This is a genomic window from Flavobacterium sp. ACAM 123 (assembly GCF_000264055.1).
Lineage (GTDB): Bacteria > Bacteroidota > Bacteroidia > Flavobacteriales > Flavobacteriaceae > Flavobacterium.
Map to the genome: position 1 here is coordinate 1 of NZ_AJXL01000074.1, position 18,863 is coordinate 18,863.

General features: G+C 37.6%; 10 protein-coding genes and 1 tRNA gene. 3 read left to right on the forward strand and 8 right to left on the reverse strand.

The genetic code is table 11. The features are described from left to right. Positions 1-335: 335 nt before the first annotated feature. Positions 336-410, forward strand: a tRNA-Pro gene (locus tag A3SG_RS0112895). Positions 411-541: 131 nt separating this feature from the next. Then, positions 542-1,489: a thioredoxin-disulfide reductase gene (trxB, locus tag A3SG_RS0112900; RefSeq protein ID WP_016990437.1), complete on the forward strand. Its 948-nt coding sequence runs from the start codon at positions 542-544 to the stop codon at positions 1,487-1,489. Between the two features lie 59 nt (positions 1,490-1,548). Here the strand turns inward: trxB and A3SG_RS0112905 are convergent, their stop codons facing one another. From A3SG_RS0112905 to A3SG_RS0112930, 5 genes are all read right to left on the reverse strand, one after another. Next, the gene (locus A3SG_RS0112905; protein WP_035664043.1) at positions 1,549-2,406 is read right to left on the reverse strand and encodes a GIN domain-containing protein; all 858 of its coding nucleotides are present in this window, start codon (positions 2,404-2,406) and stop codon (positions 1,549-1,551) included. Between the two features lie 79 nt (positions 2,407-2,485). Then, positions 2,486-3,226 carry a head GIN domain-containing protein gene (locus tag A3SG_RS0112910; protein ID WP_016990439.1) on the reverse strand — a complete coding sequence of 247 codons (741 nt, stop codon included), beginning with the start codon at positions 3,224-3,226 and terminating at the stop codon, positions 2,486-2,488. Positions 3,227-3,228: 2 nt separating this feature from the next. Further along, positions 3,229-4,968, reverse strand: a complete 1,740-nt coding sequence (locus A3SG_RS0112915) for a PspC domain-containing protein (RefSeq protein ID WP_016990440.1) — start codon at positions 4,966-4,968, stop codon at positions 3,229-3,231. A gap of 2 nt (positions 4,969-4,970) precedes the next feature. Further along, positions 4,971-5,303 (reverse strand): PadR family transcriptional regulator, encoded by a 333-nt coding sequence (locus tag A3SG_RS0112920; protein ID WP_016990441.1) that lies wholly within the window; start codon positions 5,301-5,303, stop codon positions 4,971-4,973. 249 nt (positions 5,304-5,552) lie between these two features. Next, complete coding sequence (locus A3SG_RS0112930; protein WP_016990443.1) at positions 5,553-6,083, reverse strand: DUF4870 domain-containing protein; 531 nt, start codon at positions 6,081-6,083, stop codon at positions 5,553-5,555. Positions 6,084-6,204: 121 nt separating this feature from the next. Here A3SG_RS0112930 and A3SG_RS0112935 point away from each other — a divergent pair, with 121 nt between their 5' ends. Continuing rightward, entirely contained in the window at positions 6,205-6,660 is a 456-nt protein-coding gene (locus A3SG_RS0112935) for a DUF4442 domain-containing protein (protein WP_016990444.1), read from the forward strand. Between the two features lie 84 nt (positions 6,661-6,744). On the opposite strand, the gene A3SG_RS0112940 is transcribed toward A3SG_RS0112935, so the two are convergent. The 3 genes from A3SG_RS0112940 to A3SG_RS19860 form a co-directional block, all read right to left on the reverse strand. Beyond that, a complete protein-coding gene (locus tag A3SG_RS0112940; RefSeq protein WP_016990445.1) occupies positions 6,745-6,993 on the reverse strand; it encodes a hypothetical protein in 249 nt (82 codons plus the stop codon). Between the two features lie 126 nt (positions 6,994-7,119). Beyond that, positions 7,120-8,595 (reverse strand): T9SS type A sorting domain-containing protein, encoded by a 1,476-nt coding sequence (locus A3SG_RS0112945; RefSeq protein ID WP_016990446.1) that lies wholly within the window; start codon positions 8,593-8,595, stop codon positions 7,120-7,122. A 61-nt stretch (positions 8,596-8,656) separates the two neighbouring features. Beyond that, complete coding sequence (locus tag A3SG_RS19860) at positions 8,657-18,505, reverse strand: PKD-like domain-containing protein (RefSeq protein ID WP_016990448.1); 9,849 nt, start codon at positions 18,503-18,505, stop codon at positions 8,657-8,659. Positions 18,506-18,863: the final 358 nt, after the last annotated feature.

Genomic DNA, 18,863 nt, shown 5'->3' on the forward strand with positions numbered 1-18,863 from the left:
ATGGCGTAAACCTTATTTTACTTTGAGCATTTTTCAGCTTGCCCATGCAGCCGGTTTTCTGCAGTCTTTGATGCTTGAAACCTCCACATTTCAGCTATTTTACAGGTCTATTTCTGAGTTTATGCGATCTGAGTTTTGTTTACTTTAAAAGCGCGTTCATAAGAGATTTTTTTTGTTTTGGTATTAAGTATTTCGTGGTAGTGAAGTAAATGGCATAAGATGAAGGAGGTGTGGAAAATGGTGGTGCAGTGTTTTTTGTTGCAAACATTTTTTATTTCTTATTAACTAAATAGTGTTGTTTAAGCAAAAAATAGTTTTATATTTGCACTCGCTTTCGGGGTGTAGCGTAGCTCGGTTATCGCGCCTGCTTTGGGAGCAGGAGGCCGCAGGTTCGAATCCTGCCACCCCGACAAAAAATCCTTTCTGTTCCCACAGAAGGGATTTTTTTATTGGAGAATAACAAAAAGTGATTACCGTGTTTCTATATTCCGTTAAATATCACTTATTTTTGTACTGTTTAAAATAATTATAAAATTTTACTATGTCTGATACAATCGAAAAAATTAAATGTCTTATTATAGGTTCTGGACCGGCAGGATATACTGCTGCTATATATGCAGCTAGAGCGAATATGTATCCGGTTTTGTACCAAGGAATTCAGCCTGGAGGTCAATTAACAACAACTAACGAAGTGGAAAACTGGCCTGGTAATCCTGAAGGAATCACGGGTCCAGAAATGATGGTCCAATTACAAGCTCAAGCGCAGCGTTTTGGTACTGATGTTCGTGATGGTTGGGCAACTAAAGTAGATTTCTCAGGAGATATTCATAAAGTTTGGATCAATGACACTAAAGAATTACATTGTGAAACGGTTATTATTTCTACGGGAGCCTCGGCTAAATATTTAGGTTTACCTTCTGAGCAACATTACTTAAAAATGGGTGGTGGTGTTTCTGCGTGTGCCGTTTGTGATGGTTTTTTCTATAGAAATCAAGAAGTGGTTATTGTAGGAGCTGGAGATTCAGCTTGTGAGGAAGCGCATTATTTGTCTAAACTTTGTAAGAAAGTAACGATGTTAGTGCGAAGTGAAAAATTCAGGGCCTCAAAAATAATGGAAGCTCGTGTACGAAAGACAGAGAACATTACGATTCTTATGAATCATGATACTGTTGAAGTTTTAGGAGATGAGCAAGTAGTTACAGGTGTAAAAGCGTTGAATAAAACAACAGATGAAGCATTTGTGATTCCAGCAACGGGTTTCTTCGTAGCCATTGGGCACAAACCAAATACTGATATTTTTAAAGATTTTCTTTCCTTAGATGAAACAGGTTATATCAATAACGTTGTAGGAACTGCAAAAACAAATATAGAAGGTGTTTTCGTTTCTGGAGATGCAGCAGACCATGTGTATCGTCAAGCAATTACCGCTGCAGGTACAGGTTGTATGGCCGCACTTGATGCAGAAAGATATTTAGCAGCTAAAGAGTAATTTTTGCGAGAATAAATTAGTGCTAAAAAAGTCCATTACTATAAGTAGATGGGTACTTTTTATTTGGTATTGGATTGATTCTTTATTTGATTTTTTTTTAGCAATTTGGCTTCATCTGAAAATTTTAGAATTTCAATTTTCGGGCTTCCATAAAGTTCGATTTCTGATTTCTCCCCAGCACTGATGCTGATAGATGTTTCTGCGTTAACGCTGGCTGTGGAGGAGCTTTCGGTGATTAATTCTAAATCTTTGATAGTCAATTTAGTTCCTGTAAAATCGGAATTGTTATCCAGACGAATAACGGCATTGTCTGCACTTCCTTCAATTTTTGCTTCTGCCTTTTGATATAAGTCACAACTTAGCTCAGTGGCTGTGATTAATGATTTCAAAACGGCATCTTTACTCAATACAATTTTTACTTTTTCAGATTTTGCATTCAATTCAATTTCGGATTTATCATCAGCCTTTAGAACAAAACTCTTCGTATTGATATTCAAAAACAATTTAGAATAATCAGTACTTCTAAAAAGAATAGAGTCAAGTTGCACCTGCTGTATAGCGTTTACAACGGTCTCGTTTTTAGAAAAGACGCTTTGTAAATCATTGGTATAGGTAACGCGTACGATCAGTTTTCTGTATTTTATTGCTTCTTTTGAAGTGTATATACGGAGCAAGTTATCCCTTAAATCCATTGAGATAATATCATGGAGATTGTCATCTGCTTCAATCTCTATTCTTGGTCTCTCTCCCTTTTCCAGATACACTTCGAGGTTATCTTCCAGTTCAAGTAATTCAAAACTACCAGTTTCCCTTAATTCAGTCGTAACTGATTTCGAACCTTTTATTTTTTCTTTTTTCTGTGCGAAAATCAGAGTAGTAGATAGTGCGAGTAGAATGATAACGGTATATTTTTTCATTTTGTTTTTCATTTTGACAAATATAAAAAAACCAATCACTTTTGATGAATTATTCAATTATTAATTATCAAATAGATAATTAGATTTTATCGATACTTGCGCCAGAACTTGATCTTTTTTCTATTGATTTTGGGGTCGTGTTATAATCGATATTGCTGCCACTAGAAGCTTTGGCTTTTAAACTTACAATAGGATGAACGCTAATAGTCGCTCCGCTTGATGCTTTTGCACTTACTTCATTAGCAAGTAAGTCACTTGCATCAATAGCACTTGCGCTGGAAGCTGTAGTCTCTAGATTAAGCGCTATTCCTTCAATAGTTATTGAACTCCCGCTGTTGGCTTTACATTCAATTTTATCTGACTCTATATTCAAATTCATATTTGAGGCAGAAGAAGTCCTGAGGTTGATACTTTCCCCTTTAAGCGTATTTAAACTTGTAATCGAGGAAGCACTAGAAGCACGCAAGGATTCAATAAAGGGCATTTTAACAGTAACTTTTTTTGATTCTATATTTATAAAAGAATTGTAATCACAGGAGATGATAAGAACGCCGTTTTCTACTTTAGTAATGATGCTTTTTTGTAAATTGTCGTCAGCTTCAACACTAATCTCTCTTTTATCTGATTGTTCTAGTACCAAATTGATAGCATTGCTAACGTCAATACTTTTAAAATCTCCTTGTACATTCCTCTTCTCGGTTGTGACGTGGCCACTTCCCGTTATGGATTTTATGTTTATCGAATGGTTACACGATGCAAATAACAAAGCCGTTAATGCTACCAGAATGAATTTAGTTAGTATGGTTATGATTTTCAACATGATTATTTGGTTTTAATGATGATTCCGTTTTCATCGATGGACAACGATCCTAGTTCTTTAGTTTCAGTTCTAATTATTTCTTTGCCATTTACTTTAATAGAAATCGTTTTTTCTTCTTTTTTAGTAGTTTCTGTTGCTTCTGTTGCTCCTAAGCTTTCATTTTCATCATTATCTTCTTCATTAGAAGTACAGTTTAAACACCTTATTTTATTGTCTTCTACTCTGTAGATTTCATTGCTAGAATTTGGATTCCATAAAAAGTAATCGTCATCTGTACGATCATAGTTTTTCATAGAATCGTCTGGTTTTAACAATGTACCTTTAGGCAAGTATAAAGTAATTTCTACTTCTTGATCACGAAATTTGTTTTTTAAATCGGTAAGTAAATAGTTGTCGAAAATTAATTGATTTCCTTCAATTTTATAGCTGTATTTTATTTGTTCCGCTCTTTGTCTCGCTTCAGATAATGATTTCCCTTTTGCCTCTTTTTCAATTTGGATATAAGCTAATTTTTCATCTGTTTTTTCGATTCTCAAACTAACATCATTAGAGTACAGTACCTCCTTACCAGCGGGATCTTGCGCTATTTTAAAACCATTGCGATCATCAATGTTCTTTGCATAATAATCATTGTGTTTGAATTTAATGTACAGCGTATCGGTTGGTAGCAGCAAAATATTTTCTTTACGAATCACCCTTCCGTCTGCGGCAAAAGCCGAAGCTTGTTTTACACCTATAGAAATGGCTAATGCAACTGAAATTAACCATAGCGCAAGCAAGGTGTATTTAGCAATGTTTCCGATAGACTTCATATTTGGAGCCAATAGTTTGAAGCCTAATACTGTCAAGAAAAAGAATGGAATACCAACTGCAAAGAACATCAATAGTCCAAAAGCCCATATAGGATAGTCAGTGAAGTTTCCTGCTTCTATAAAACCTTGCCAAGGAAAATCAATAAAGGACGAAAACCCTAAAGTAAATATGCCTATAAATAATGCCATTAAAGTGGCTAAGCCAGTCATAATTAAGATAACCCCAAGAAACTTAGCGAAAATTTTGAAAATCGTCATAATGAACTCACCAAAAGAACTTCCTATTTTACCGGCACCAGTTTTTATTTGGTTGCCATATTTGTCGTAATCAACATTTTTAAATTTGTCAGAAACGTTTTCAAATTCTTCTCTTACTTTTTTTTCGATGTTCGAAATATTAACTGGTTCTCCAGTCATTTCCAGTTTCTCTGACGTCGTCACTGCAGCAGGAACAACGATCCATAAGATAATGTAAGCAAGAACTCCTGTTCCCGCTCCCCATACTAATAGGATGAAAATTATTCTAACCCATACAGCATCAATTCCAAAATAGTGACCTAGTCCAGCAGAAACTCCACTTACCATCCCTTTTTCAGTATCTCGGTATAGTTTTTTTGTTCTTCTGGGTGCAGGACCGCCGTAGCTTTGAGAAGTGTGATTGTCTTCTTCTATAATATAGTCTTCTGGTTGGCCCATAACAGCAATCACTTGGTCTATCTCGTTTAAACCCACAACTTGTTTGTCTGTTTTTTGATTTTCTGTTAACAGTTCCGCGACACGCATTTCGATGTCTTTTATAATTTCCTCCTGGCCGGATGATTTAGATAGCGATCGTTTTATGGCGTCAAAGTAACGCGTTAATTTTAGGTATGCATCTTCGTCTATGTGAAAGAACATTCCGCCTAAGTTTATGTTTACAGTCTTGTTCATGGCTATTTTTTTTGGTTGGTGATTAGATTTACTGCATCGGATAATTCGGTCCAAGTGCTGTTAAGTTCGTTTAGAAATGTTTGACCTATCTCGGTCAGACCATAGTATTTTCTAGGTGGTCCTGATGTTGATTCTTCCCAGCGGTAGCTTAACAATCCGTCATTTTTTAGTCTGGTAAGGAGCGGATAAATAGTTCCCTCCACCACTAATAATTTTGCGTTTTTTAAAGTGTCTAATATTTCCGATGTGTAGGCATCTTTTTCTTTTAATACAGATAAGATGCAAAACTCGAGAACACCTTTGCGCATCTGGGCTTTTGTGTTTTCAATATTCATAATTCGTTTTTTTGATTTTTTTGTTGATTAAACTATTCGTTTTTTGATTGCTGCGCCAGTTTGCCATTCTGGCTCGGGTGATGATTTGTCATTGCGAGGAACGGAGCAATCTCATATTACTTAGTACTCTTTTCTTCTGGAGCTCCTTCCTGCTGTCCACTATATCTTTCATGTCTTGAACTTGTTTCAAAGTCTTGAAACAAGTTCAAGACATGAAAGGATGCCGCTTCCATCAGGGCTAGTGACTCCCTATTTGATAAAAGGAATCGTAATTGGGTATTTATATTTTTCTCCATTTGATGTTTTTATGGAAGCATAAATGATTAAAAAGAATTCGGCTGCTTTAATACAAATAAAAATAAATAAAGTGGTTAAGCCGAGAGTGATTAAGGCCACGTTATTTCCTAAATTAAAATTATCGATTACAAAACTGTCGTCGTGAATTATTGCACTCAAAGGAACGTTATTAAAAATGGTAAAAATCAAAGTGGGGATGGCGATAAGGGCAAGTCCTATTGTGTACAATAAAAGACTTAATTGGAAATTGAGTATTTGTTTTCCACTGTAATCTACAAATTCAGACTTGTCTTTTTTTGAAGTCCAAAGTACTATTGGAAAAATAAAATTCCCAAAAGGAATAAAATATTGTGTTAATGCACTCAGATGAGTAAAAGTGGCAATGTTTTTTCGGTAGTTGTTTCCATTTTTTTTGATTTTTTGATTGATGATTGAAACCTTTATGAATTTTCGAATAGGAGTACATAGTAATTTCTTATACAAATATATGGTTAAAAGAAAGTATCTTGTATCGCATAGTAGTAAAACTTAACATAGTTTTAACAAAATAATATTATATGTACGCATAGTATTTTTTTGTACATTAGCAAAAAAACCACTGATAATGAAACTTACAGCGTCCAAACTTAATAAATTTTTATTTTTCAAATTGCCTGCCGCATTTATCTGCGGGGTTCGGGTAAAGAAGCTTGATGAGACGGATTGTTTAGTTACAGTGAAGCATCGCTGGATCAACCAAAATCCGTTTAATTCGATGTACTTTGCAGTTCAGGCGATGGCAGCAGAATTATCAACAGGGGCTTTGGTGATGTATCAAATTCAAAAAAGCGGTAAAAAGATATCAATGTTGGTGGCAAATAATAAAGGAAATTTTACTAAAAAAGCCACAGGAAGAATAACGTTTGTCTGCAAGGATGGTCATTTAATAGAAAGCGCTATTCAAGAATCTATAGCAACAGGAGAGGGGCAGACCTTCTGGATGAAATCTATTGGAACTGACGAAAAAGGAATTCAAGTGTCTGAAATGGATTTCGAATGGAGCGTTAGAGTAAAACAATAAATTAGTGTGAGACAATTAGTTTTAAACTCAGTTAAAAATAAAAATGCCTCCTGATGGAGGCATTTTCAATATGTTAAAAGGAAATTATGCTTTTTTAGCGCAACACTTTTTTTCTTCTGTTGCTGCCATTGTAGCATCACATTTTTTTCCTTCCGCTTTGCACTTAGCTTTGCATTTTGCAACTTCTGCAGCAGTCATTGCTTTAGAATCGGCCTCTTTAGCACAACATTTTTTTTCTGTTTGCGCTTCTTTTTTAGAAGCAGTTTTTGCTTCTTGAGCACTTGTTGTAATTGTGAATAAAGCAAATGCTGCTAGGATAAGTATTTTTTTCACTGTTTTTATTTTTTAAGTAGTTAACAAAATCAAATATATAAATAATTCAATTACTTATTTTTAAAAAACAAGTTAATTATTAGAATCAAATATCCAAAAACGATTCAGCGCTAGTAATTTGAGAGTCTATTTTATAATTATTTTTCTACTGAAAGCTCCTTTTGTAGTTTTGACTTTAACAATGTATCCTGCCTTACTTACATTTGTAATAGGAATTTTAATCTTGCTTTGTTTTACCTCATCGATAGTCCAATGTGCTATTTTTTGCCCTAATAAGTTAAACAGATCTACAGCAGAAACTTCAGTATCAATAAAATCATTTTCGATGTTTAAAGTCTGATTCGTATTAGAATAGTAAATCAGAATTCCATCTTCTAAAATATTGGTGTCTACAGTGAGTGTTTTGTTTACAAATTGGAGTGAGAAACGTTTGTTATATTTTCCAACCCCAAGTGCTATTTGGAAATCGTTGTTCTTAATTTCGGAGTAGAGGTTTGTCACATTATCGTATAAATAGATTTCAGTTGATGACGAGATGTTCTCCAATAAACTAATTTTAAGAGTTATGATTCCCTCGTTTACAATTGTGATGCCAAATGGAATTATTTGATCGTTATCAAAATTAGGGACTCCTTGGATCACAAATTTACTATTGCTAAATTCCCAATAGAAACTGTCTCCTTTTGTTTCCAGTATTGGAGCATCATAGCCAATGTCAAATTCATTGGTAGTATTGGGGTCTGTTCCAACTAGCAGTTGTCTATTAACTCCTTTTGTCGTTATGAAATTCAATGTAATTTTGGGTCTTGTATCGGTATCAGTCAATTGTTTAGTTCCTTTAGTTTTCATAAAAAGGGAAGCTCCGTCCGATTCTCTATTAAAGACCCGTTGCGTATTTTTAAAATTTAGATATCCTTGTTGGATATTAGTAGTTGTTGTTAATGCTAAATCTATTGATGCTTGAACAAAGAATCCTTGCGCTACAGGAATGTATTGTCGTGATTGTTTTGTACCAGATGCGTTATTGTTTGCGGTTAAAGGGGTGTCAGCTATTGCAATTAGACCACCCATTAGCGTATAGATAGCGTAACCACCTTCATATTGTGCAAGAAGATGATTGTTTGATAAGGCGAAATGATCCCAAAAGTACAGTGCCCCGTTGAAAACATTTGCAGTACCTGTGCAACCTGCACATCCCATCAAGTTGTTTTTAATAAAGAGCTTGGCATCGAGTGCCGATGGATATGGATTTCCAATTAAATAGCTTTGTTGTGGTTTGATGGCTAAGGCAATATCACCAGAATTTGGTTTTCCAACAAAAACATAGTTTTGCGTAGAGGAAATTAGTGCTGCTCCGCCAGTTCCTTTCATAGTATATCCTTCTCCTATTTTTATGTTAGCAGAGTTTCCTATATAGTTCCATTGATAGTAATTTTGCCAGTCAGTATTTGTAGCTGGTGTTAAAGAGTTATAAGACCATAACCAACGGTTGCTTATTTTAATTGCTCCTGTATTTGGTATATCCGCAAAGTACGCTCCATCTCCAAAACTGATAGAACTAGGGTTAAATGGATTTGTTGTTACATCGGTTCCATCTCTCAATACACCGCCAATTGAATAGCTTAAATTATTCGTGCTGACCGGTGAGGACCAATAATTATAATTATAGCTGTTTTTTTGTTCCTTGTTGATCGATGAGTAGCTTACCTGCTCCTCCAGCAGGATTTGCCGACATTCCAGCCTGAACCAGTTGTGCTTCGCCAGTTAAACGAATATCGCCGTTTAATAATGATACATAGTTTGAAACGGTTAATTCAAATTTATCCACTACGCTAACTCCCTTAGCTCCTCCGGTATTATTGGTAGTTAGATTAAAGAAGGTTTCGTTAGTTTTTATACCCAGGTTTACGGTTTGAACCTGATTTAATGTCGCGCCATTAAAGGTTACCGTTCCTGTTCCGGGGATAAAAGCACCGCTATTTCTCCAGTTACCGCTAATTTGTAATTCTGAATTATTAGTACTTACCATAGTAACTGAGCCATTACTGTTTATAATCATATCCTTGGCACTTGCAATTCCTCCGTATGGGACAGCATTTGATGAAGCTCTATCAATAACAGGCAATCTATTGCCGTTTGCTGCAGTAGGCAAAATATTTGCATCTATAGTAAATGAAGGCAATCCTTGTTCCCAATTTTTGCAATCAAACCAATCTGTACTTACAAGTCCAGTCCACCAGCCTGCTCTACCAGTTAGAACATTCACGGTTGCAGAACCAGTTACTCCTCCTGGAAAAGGAGTACAGTTTTTGTCATTTAAGGCTGTAATGGTATAAGTAACATTGGCTTTAAGATTAGGGACACTGAAGGTGTAAGGGCTCGCATTTATTCCTGTGACTGTGGTAGGTGTTGTACCGTTTGTATAGGTTACCGTCCAAGGAGCCACACCTGTCAAGGCAACGCTAAATGTAGCAGTCCCATCATAGCAAATAGTCTGATCTGGGCCTATATTTGCCGTTGGACGTTTATTGACAGTTACAGTTACGTAAGATGTTCCTTCAGGTCCGTAGCTTGTGCAGCCATTAAGAAAGGAAGTTATCGCATAAGTAGTTGTTACAGCCGGAGTAACAGTCACACGAGTAGTATTGGTAACGCTTATAATAGCTCCGCCTCCTCCTGGTATAACCTCTTGCCATTGTGAAGTTAATAGAGGGTCTGGTGCTTGAGGAATTTTAACGTTGTCGATAGCCCATGTGCTACCGATATTAGGAACTTTAGTCCCCGCAGCATTTACAGTTCCATAAAAGAAAAATCCTATTTTAATGTTAGAATAGCCCAAATAAGAGTTCAAATTAAGAGATATGGAGTTTGCAGGATTTGAATTCTTAAACGGATTTTTAATATTTGTATTCCCATTAAAAGTGGCCAAGGTCACCGTATATGTTAATCCACCATCTAAAGAAATTTTCACCTCAGCATAATCATTCACATCATCTAATTTATAAGCATGATCGAATGTTAAATTTGCTGAAGTTAATCCAATAAGATCAAATGCTGGTGTCTGCATTACAGAAGTTCTATTTCCCCTTGTAATGGCAAATTTCCCATCACCAGAATCATATTCATCGCCAGCATTTCCATTTGTTTCACTAAATTCATTGTCAACACCATTATCACCGCTTGCAGGAAATTTTTTATCATCGACTAGCCAACCTGGTGGGTTAGCTTGATTGAATAGACCGCCTGACGCTAGATTTTGACTGCTTGAAAAGCCACTATCTGAGGACAATTCTGTGGATTCTCCTTCACAAATTGTAGAAGGAATTGCGCTTACTGGTGATGGTTTAATATTTGGAATAATAAATAATGTAGAGATCCCAGAATTTACAATTGTACAAGAGCTATTTTGAATTACGGCTCTGAAAATCGTAGTTGCAGTTATTCCGGTATAGGTATAGGTTAAGCTTCCTGCATTTCCTTTTAGAATCCAAGTGCCTCCTGCATTAGTAGAAGTTTCCCATCGCACGACAGTACCTACATTTCCATTTAACCTAATTACTCCACCCGAAGAATGACAATCAGTTAGTCTAGTGGTTCCATTGTTAACATTACTAGGATTAGTGGTTGATGTGATAGTGGTCGTACCGCCTACAGTTGGCGCATTGACGGTTACGTCAACGGTAAATACTGATCCTGGGCAATCATTTGCAGTGGGTGTAACAGTATATCGTACAATACCCGCCGTTGTACCGTTATTGGTTAAAGATTGGGCAATTGTGTTTGTCGTACCAGTAGTAAAGCCTGAAATGCTACCACCCGTTGGCGTAGAAATAATAGCTGAGGTCCAGGTGTATGTTGTACCGCTAACAGTTGAGTTTAATGTTACATTTGTTGGCAAACCACTACAAACAGTTTGTGCAATGGCGGAACCGGTCGGTTTCGGGTTGACAGTAACGTCAACTGTAAAAGCGGATCCTGGACAGGAGTTCGCCGTAGGAGTAACCGTATAGCGAATACTTCCTGCTGTTGTTCCGGTATTAGTTAAGGTTTGTGCTATTGAATTTCCAGAACTATTGCTAAAACCGCTAATTGTTCCACCCGTTGGAGCATTTTGAATAGCTGCGATCCAAGTAAATGTTGTACCACCACCAGTTGGGTTTAATGTTACATTAGTTGTTGAACCACTACAAATTGTTTGGGCAATGGCAGAGCCCACTGGATTAGGATTAACAGTTATGGTTCCACTTAATGAACTATTAATACAAGTACCAGCAGTTGTTATGGTATAATTAAATGTTCCAGCTACGGCGGAAGAACCACTAATTGTGTAAACACCAGCAGTAGCATCGTATGCCCCTATAAAGTTGGCCGGTCCTGGACTCCAAGAAATGCTAGGATTGGTTCCTCCATTACTTATGGAATATTTTATTGGAGTAATTGGAGAATTTATACATTTTGTTTGATTGTCTGATCCTGTTCCTAAGTTCAAATTAATCGTTGAATCTGGATTGACTGTGATGGTTCCGCTCAAAGAAGGGTTGCTACAAAGTCCTTGTGTCGTTACGGTATAACTAAAAGTTCCTACTGCAGAAGGAGTGCCACTTATTGTGAAAACTTTAGTTCCAGAATTGTAAGAACCGGTTACACCAGCTGGTAGTACACCAGCTGTAATGGAAGCATTAGTTCCACCGCCTCCAATAGCGTAATTAATATTTAGAACAGTATTGACACAATTTGTTGGATTGTCTGACCCTGAAACCGATGATAAAACAATAGTTGAATTGGGATTAATGGTAACATCAACGGTAAAGGCTGCTCCAGTACAAGAATTTGCAGTAGGAATAATGGTGTAACGAATAATTCCGGCGGTTGTTCCTGTATTGGTTAAGGACTGTGCAATTGTATTTTGTGTACCATTGCTAAATCCGGTAATCGTCCCTGCTGTGGGAGTAGTTTGAATGGCAGCCGTCCAAGTATATGTAGTACCAATAACAGTTGAGTTTAATGCAACACTCGTCGTTGAACCACTACAAATCGTTTGAGGAGTAGCAGAGCCCACTGGCGCCGGATTAACTGTTACGTCAACTATAAAAGCTGTTCCTATACAAGAGTTTGCGGTAGGAGTGACAGTATAACGAATAATTCCAGTAGTTGTACCAGTATTAATTAAAGTTTGGACAATTGGATTTCCTGAATTAGCACTAAATCCAGTAATTGTTCCTGCAGTTGGGGCAGTTTGAATGGCTGCAGTCCAAGTAAATGTTGTGCCGCTAAGAGTTGAGTTTAATGCCACATTTGTTGGCGAACCACTGCAAATGGTTTGAGCAGTGGCAGACCCTATCGGTTTTGGGTTGACTGTTATTATTGCTACTGCAGATTGTATTGAGGAGCAAGTATAACCTGAAGGGCCAGAAATTACCACATCATAATTACCAGCTGTCGCCAAAGTTGCAGTTGGAATAGTGAAAGTAGTTGCTGTTGCACCTAATATGTTTACGCTATTTTTTCTCCATTGATAAGTCAAAGGATCACCACCAGCATTTGCTATTACTGAGAAACTTACATTCGGAGTGTCTTCACAAACAGTTTTTGAAATTGGCTGAGATGTTATGGCAATGGATTGATCAACATTCAACGTTACTTGGCTAGAAGTAACAGCTGAGCAAGGTGCTATTCCGCTAACAATTGCATAATACGGGCCGTCATCAGTTAAAGCAGCTTGTGTGAAATTTAAAACATTACTAGTAGCGCCAGTTATATTAGCCGAATTTACAACAGCGACTCCGTTACCTATAGTCCCTTTATACCATTGATACGTTAATCCATCTCCACTCGCTACTATACCAAAGGATGCCGGGTTGGAAACACAAACACCTACATTAGATGGTTGAGTATTTATAGCTACTAAGCGGTTTATAACCAATATTGAATTGTTTGATGTTAACGAAGTACAAGGACTCGTTCCCGTAATTACTACATTATAATTATTAGCAGCATCAGTATTTTGTAAATTAAAGAGGGTTAAAGTTGATGAGGTTGCACCAGCTATATTGGCTCCGTTCACCAAAGTAACTGTGCCTTTTCTCCATTGAAATGTTAAACCTGCACCCGATGCAGTTACGCTCAAAGTGGCTGTGTTTCCTGAACATAAAGTTTGCGTTGTTGCAGGTTGTACTGTTATTGCGACTGCTTGGTTGACCACTAGAGCAGCATTATTTGAAGTTAAAGGATTGCAAGGAGTTGTTCCTGTAATGACTACATTATAATCAGCAGCAGCATCAGCAGCAGCTATGGGATTAATGTTTAAAGTTGCCGTTGTAGCGCCTGAAATAGCTCCTGCATCGGCAAGATTAGTAGTTCCTTTTCTCCATTGGTAGGATAAGCCAGTTCCAGTTGCTATTACATTAAAACTTACCGATGTTCCGGAACATACGGTTTGAGTAGTTGCAGGTTGAGTATTAATAGCCACTATTTGGTTTACCAAAAGAGTTGCTGAATTTGATGTTATTGAACTGCAAGGAGCTGCACCACTAACTACTACTGTATAATCTGCCGAATCAGCTGTTGTTATATTTGTTAAAGTTAATGTTGATAAAGTTGCACCAGATACGTTGCCTACGTTTCCTAAATTTGTTCCACCTTTTTTCCATTGATAAGTTAAACCTGTTCCAGTTGCAGTCACGCTAAAAATGGCCGTACTTCCTGAACATAAGGTCTGTGTTGCTGCAGGTTGGTTTGTTATTGTGACTGCTTGGTTGATTACCAAAGCAGCATTATTTGATGTCAAAGGGTTACATGGGGCCGTTCCTGTTATTACTACATTATAATCAGTAGCTGCATCTCCAGTAACTGTTGGATTAATAGTTAAAGTTGCCGAAGTAGCTCCGGTAACAGAGCCTCCATTTGCTAAATTAGTAGTTCCTTTTCTCCATTGGTAGGTTGCACTTGTTCCGGTTGCTGCTACATTGAAGCTTACTGATGATCCTGAACAAACGGTTTGATTTGCTGCAGGTTGAGTACTAATGGCCACAAATTGGTTTACCAAAAGAGTTGCTGAATTTGATGTTATTGAACTGCAAGGAGCGACGCCACTAACTACTACTGTATAATCTGCCGAATCAGCTGTTGTTATATTTGTTAAAGTTAATGTTGATAAAGTTGCACCAGATACGTTGCCTCCGTTTCCTAAATTTGTTCCACCTTTTTTCCATTGGTAAGTTAAACCTGTTCCAGTTGCAGTCACGCTAAAAGTTGCTGTACTTCCTGAACATAAGGTTTGTGTCCCAACAGGTTGGTTCATAATTGCGACGACTTGATTAACCACTAGAGCTGCATTATTTGAAGTCAAAGGGTTACATGGAGCCGTTCCTGTAATGACTACATTATAATCAGAAGCTGCGTCTGCAGTAACTGTTGGATTAATAGTTAAAGTTGCCGAAGTAGCTCCTGTAATGGAGCCTCCATTTGCTAGGTTAGTAGTTCCTTTTCTCCATTGATAGGTTAAACCAGTTCCTGTTGCTACTACATTCAAACTTGCTGATGTTCCCGAACAAACGGATTGATTTGTTGGTGGTTGAGTCCCAATGGCAATAATTTGGTTTACCAAAAGGACCGAAATATTTGAAGTAACTGCCGAGCAAGGAGCAGCTCCACTAACTACGACTCTATAGTTTGCAGCATCGGCTGTTGTGATGTTTGTTAAAGATAATGATGATGAGGTTGCTCCAGAAACATTACCTCCGTTAGCTAAATTGACTCCTCCTTTTTGCCATTGATAGGTTAAGCCGGAGCCAGTTGCACTAACGCTAAAAGTAGCTGTACTTCCCGAACATAAGGTTTGAGTCACTGTAGGTTGGGCTGTTATGGAGACCTTTTGATTTACAGTTAAATTAATGGTAGCTGTTCCAGCTACATTTGGGCATCCGCCACCGGCAGGCGTATTAGTAGTAATCATTAATATGTCAGTACCAATTGTTATAGCAGGAGTGTAAGTTGCACTTACTAAAATCGGATTGGTTGTAGAAGTAACAATATTTGAAAAAGTCCCATTTTGAGCGGTCCAAGTTCCGGAGGTTGCATTTCCCGTTAAGGTTCCAACAATCGAAATTGAACCATCTGAACAGACAGATTGTGTAGCTGACGGCACAGTCACTCCATTGAAGCTATTGACATTAACAAATAGATTACTCGAAGTTCCACTATTTCCACAGGGATTATAAGCCGTTACAGTAATATTATTATTACCTATTGTAGCATTTGTTGCCACACTGACCGTTATCTGAGAAGTTCCTGCGCCCGACGTTATTGAAAACCCTGTTGGTAAATTCCATACATATGTTTCTCCACCTGACATATTTACTGGTATGTTATATACTAATCCAGTGGCTGGAGGACAGATTGGAATGGGGCCAGAAGGCTTATTGTCCTTATTATTTCCATTTCCGACAGTTGGAGCCGCAGTATATACATTCATACCAATACTATTACTTGTTGCAGTTGATCCACAAGTAGCACTTGAAGTCATAAATACAGTTATTACTGAGCCTACAGCTAGAGAATTAGTGGTATAAGTTGAACTTGTAGCCCCAGCTATATTTGATCCATTATTTCTCCATTGATATACGGGAGTTGGCCCACCATTTACTGGAGTTGCAGTAAATGTAACGCTTGTTCCAGCGCTTGAACAAATAGATGTGGATGTGGATGTAATAGTCACAGAGGGCACTATAACGGGATTGATCGTAATCGTTCCGGTCGCTGTGGTCTGATTACAAGAACCTGTAGTTGTCACCGTATAAGGAAAAGTGCCACTAACTGTGGGTGTTCCGTTTATTGTAAATGTCCCGCCACTATAATTAGTTGTCAGCCCCGCAGGTAAACCAGTTACGGTTGCACCAGTTCCTCCACCGCTAACGGCATATGTGATCGTACTAATTAAGGTATTAATACACCTTGTTTGATTATTTGAACCTCCTCCTGACGTTAAAATGATTGCTGCATCTGGACTTACTGTAATTGTTCCAGTTGCTGTTGATTGGACACAAGCGCCTGTGGTTGTTACCGTATAAGGAAAAGAGCCACTTGCTGTGGGTACGCCATTTATTGAAAATGTCCCACCACTATAATTAGTTGTCAGACCCGCGGGTAAGCCAGTTACGGTTGCGCCAGTTCCTCCACCGCTAACTGCAAATGTGATAGTGCTAATTGCTGTATTAATACATCCTGTTTGGTTAATTGTGCTTGCTCCAGATGTTAAATTGATTGCTGCATTTGGAGTAACAGTAATAGTTCCCGTCGCTGTCTTTTGAGCACAAGTGCCAGTTGATGTTATTGTATAAGGAAAAGAGCCGCTTTCTGTAGGTGTACCGCTTATTGTAAATGTACCGCTGCTAAATGTACCTGTTAGACCTGCCGGTAAGCCGCTTACTCCAGCCCCAGTTCCTCCGCCGCTTACGGTAAATATGATTGTAGTTATTACTGTATTAATGCATCTCGTTTGATTATTTGTGCCTCCGGCGGAAGTTAAAGTGATTGCTGCATCTGGACTAACGGTAATTGTTCCGCTTGATGTTGTTTGAACACAAGATCCTGTGGTTGTCACTGTATAAGGAAAAGTTCCACTAACTGTTGGAATTCCGCTAATTGTGAAGGTGTTTCCACTTAAACTGCTTGATAATCCATTTGGTAGCCCAGTTACATTAGCTCCAATTGCTCCACCACTTATAGTAAAGCTAATATTTGTCAGTGAAGTATTGGTGCATAATGTCTGATTATTTGTGCTAGGTCCTGAAGCCAAACTAATTGCTGCATCGGGATTTATAGTAATTGTTCCTGTTGCTGTAGTCTGAGTACAAGAACCTGTGGTAGTCACTGTATAGGGAAAAGATCCAATTTCTGTTGGTGTTCCACTTATGGTAAAGGTTCCAGCACTAAAAGTACCAGTTAAACCTCCAGGCAAGCCAGTTACACCCGCTCCGGTTCCTCCACCGCTTATGGCAAATGTGATATTGCTTATGGGAACATTAATACATTTTGTTTGATTATTTGAACCTGGTCCTGATGTTAAACTAATTGCTGCTATAGGACTTACCGTTATAGTTCCCGTTGCTGTTGTTTGGGCACAAGTACCAGTTGTTGTTACTGTATATGTAAAAGAACCACTCGCTGTGGGAGTGCCACTAATTGTAAACACTCCTCCGGTAAAGCTCCCTGTTAAACCTGCTGGTAGCCCAATTACTCCTGCTCCGGTTCCTCCACCGCTGATACCAAATGTAATTGACGTAAGTAGTGAATTAGCGCATAAAGTCTGATTATTGCTGCCGAATCCTGACGTTAAACTGATTACAGCATCTGGATTGACCGTTACTTGGATAGCGTTGCTAGTTACCATCGAAGGAGAGGGGCATGTGGCAGAAGAAGTAACGTCTAAGGTAACGTTATCATTATTTGAAAGTGCGTTTGAAGTAAAAGAGGCACTATTTGCTCCAAGAGGATTACCGTTTACACGCCATTGATAAGTTGGGTTTAGTCCTCCATTATTTAAATTATTGATATTAAATGTAACAGAAGTTCCTTCACAAAATGTTGTTTGTGTAGCTGATATAGTAACTGATGGAACGAGCAAAGTATTTACAGTCATCGTTAATACATTGCTTGTTGCAGTGGGAGGAAGGGGACAAGTCACATTGGAAGTCATAACCACTTTTACCTGATTTCCATTAGTTAAGGCAGAAGTTGTATAAGTTGCGCTATTAGTTCCAACTGGAGTGGTACCAACGTACCATTGATAGGAGGGAGTTGTACCACCATTAGTTGGGGTGGCTGTAAAGATCACAGAAGTTCCTGCACAAATACTAGCTCCGGTATTGGCTACGATTGAGACTGCTGGAACTATATTTGGATTTACATTAACCGTTGTTGAAGGGCAAATAGTTGTGTTGCAAGTCCCATTATATCTCACGAAATAAGTTGTAGCAGTACTTGGAGAAACAAGAATACTGTTTCCTGTTCCTATAGGAGTTCCTCCACAAGAACCAGAAAACCATTCGGCGATAGCTGCAGTCCCAGCTGATCCTCCATTGAGAGTAAGCGTAGTTGAGTTGCCATTGCAAATAGTTGTAGTTCCAGAAATACTTGTTGGAGAAACTGATAATGTATTTACTGTAAATGTTGAACTGTTATCAAATCCAGATAAGGTAGTAACTTCAATTTGTCCTGTTGTAGCAGTAACGGGAAGTGTAGCGCTAATTTGAGTATCACTATCGACTGTAAATGAAGAAGAATCGCCATTAAATTTAACAGATGATGTTCCAGTAAATCCTGTTCCATTAATAGTCACCAATGTTCCTGAACCGGCACAAGTACTAGCAGGAGTAAAACTTGATATTGTTTGCGCAAAACTGTTGTCACAAATAAATAAAGCAATCATGACTAATAAAAACATGTGATATGCTCTTAATGCAGAGATTACTAATGTTGAATTTTTATGTAATTTAAAGTAGTTTCTTTTCATGGCAGCTACATTTTAGAATCAAACAATTGATAGTTTCCTTTAAAAGCGGCCAAGAGAAGTCTATGCTGTTTTTTTAAGTGAATTACCGTTTTTTTTGTAAGTGGTATTGTTTTCAATGAACAATTAGTTATCTGCTCGAATGTTATTCTAAAATAGAAATGATTTACTTCTAGAAAGAACAAAGGCAGATGCATCTTAGGAATTTATAATTATCGATTTTATAAAGGTAAAACAACTATATATATCTTAAAATTAAGCATTTAAGATTATATTGCTTAATTTTTTTTTCTTATTTCCGATTAAAGGATTTTATCCATCGGTGAATCACGTGTTAAAAAAAAGAAAGAAAGAAATTTAC

What these genes read in the sequence shown, in the direction of transcription:
- A3SG_RS0112915 (WP_016990440.1), bottom strand. Translation starts at nt 4,968, where the DNA reads ATGAACAAGACTGTAAACATAAACTTAGGCGGAATGTTCTTTCACATA.
- A3SG_RS0112905 (WP_035664043.1), bottom strand. Translation starts at nt 2,406, where the DNA reads ATGAAAAAATATACCGTTATCATTCTACTCGCACTATCTACTACTCTG.
- trxB (WP_016990437.1), top strand. Translation starts at nt 542, where the DNA reads ATGTCTGATACAATCGAAAAAATTAAATGTCTTATTATAGGTTCTGGA.
- A3SG_RS0112935 (WP_016990444.1), top strand. Translation starts at nt 6,205, where the DNA reads ATGAAACTTACAGCGTCCAAACTTAATAAATTTTTATTTTTCAAATTG.
- A3SG_RS0112910 (WP_016990439.1), bottom strand. Translation starts at nt 3,226, where the DNA reads ATGTTGAAAATCATAACCATACTAACTAAATTCATTCTGGTAGCATTA.
- A3SG_RS0112920 (WP_016990441.1), bottom strand. Translation starts at nt 5,303, where the DNA reads ATGAATATTGAAAACACAAAAGCCCAGATGCGCAAAGGTGTTCTCGAG.
- A3SG_RS19860 (WP_016990448.1), bottom strand. Translation starts at nt 18,505, where the DNA reads ATGAAAAGAAACTACTTTAAATTACATAAAAATTCAACATTAGTAATC.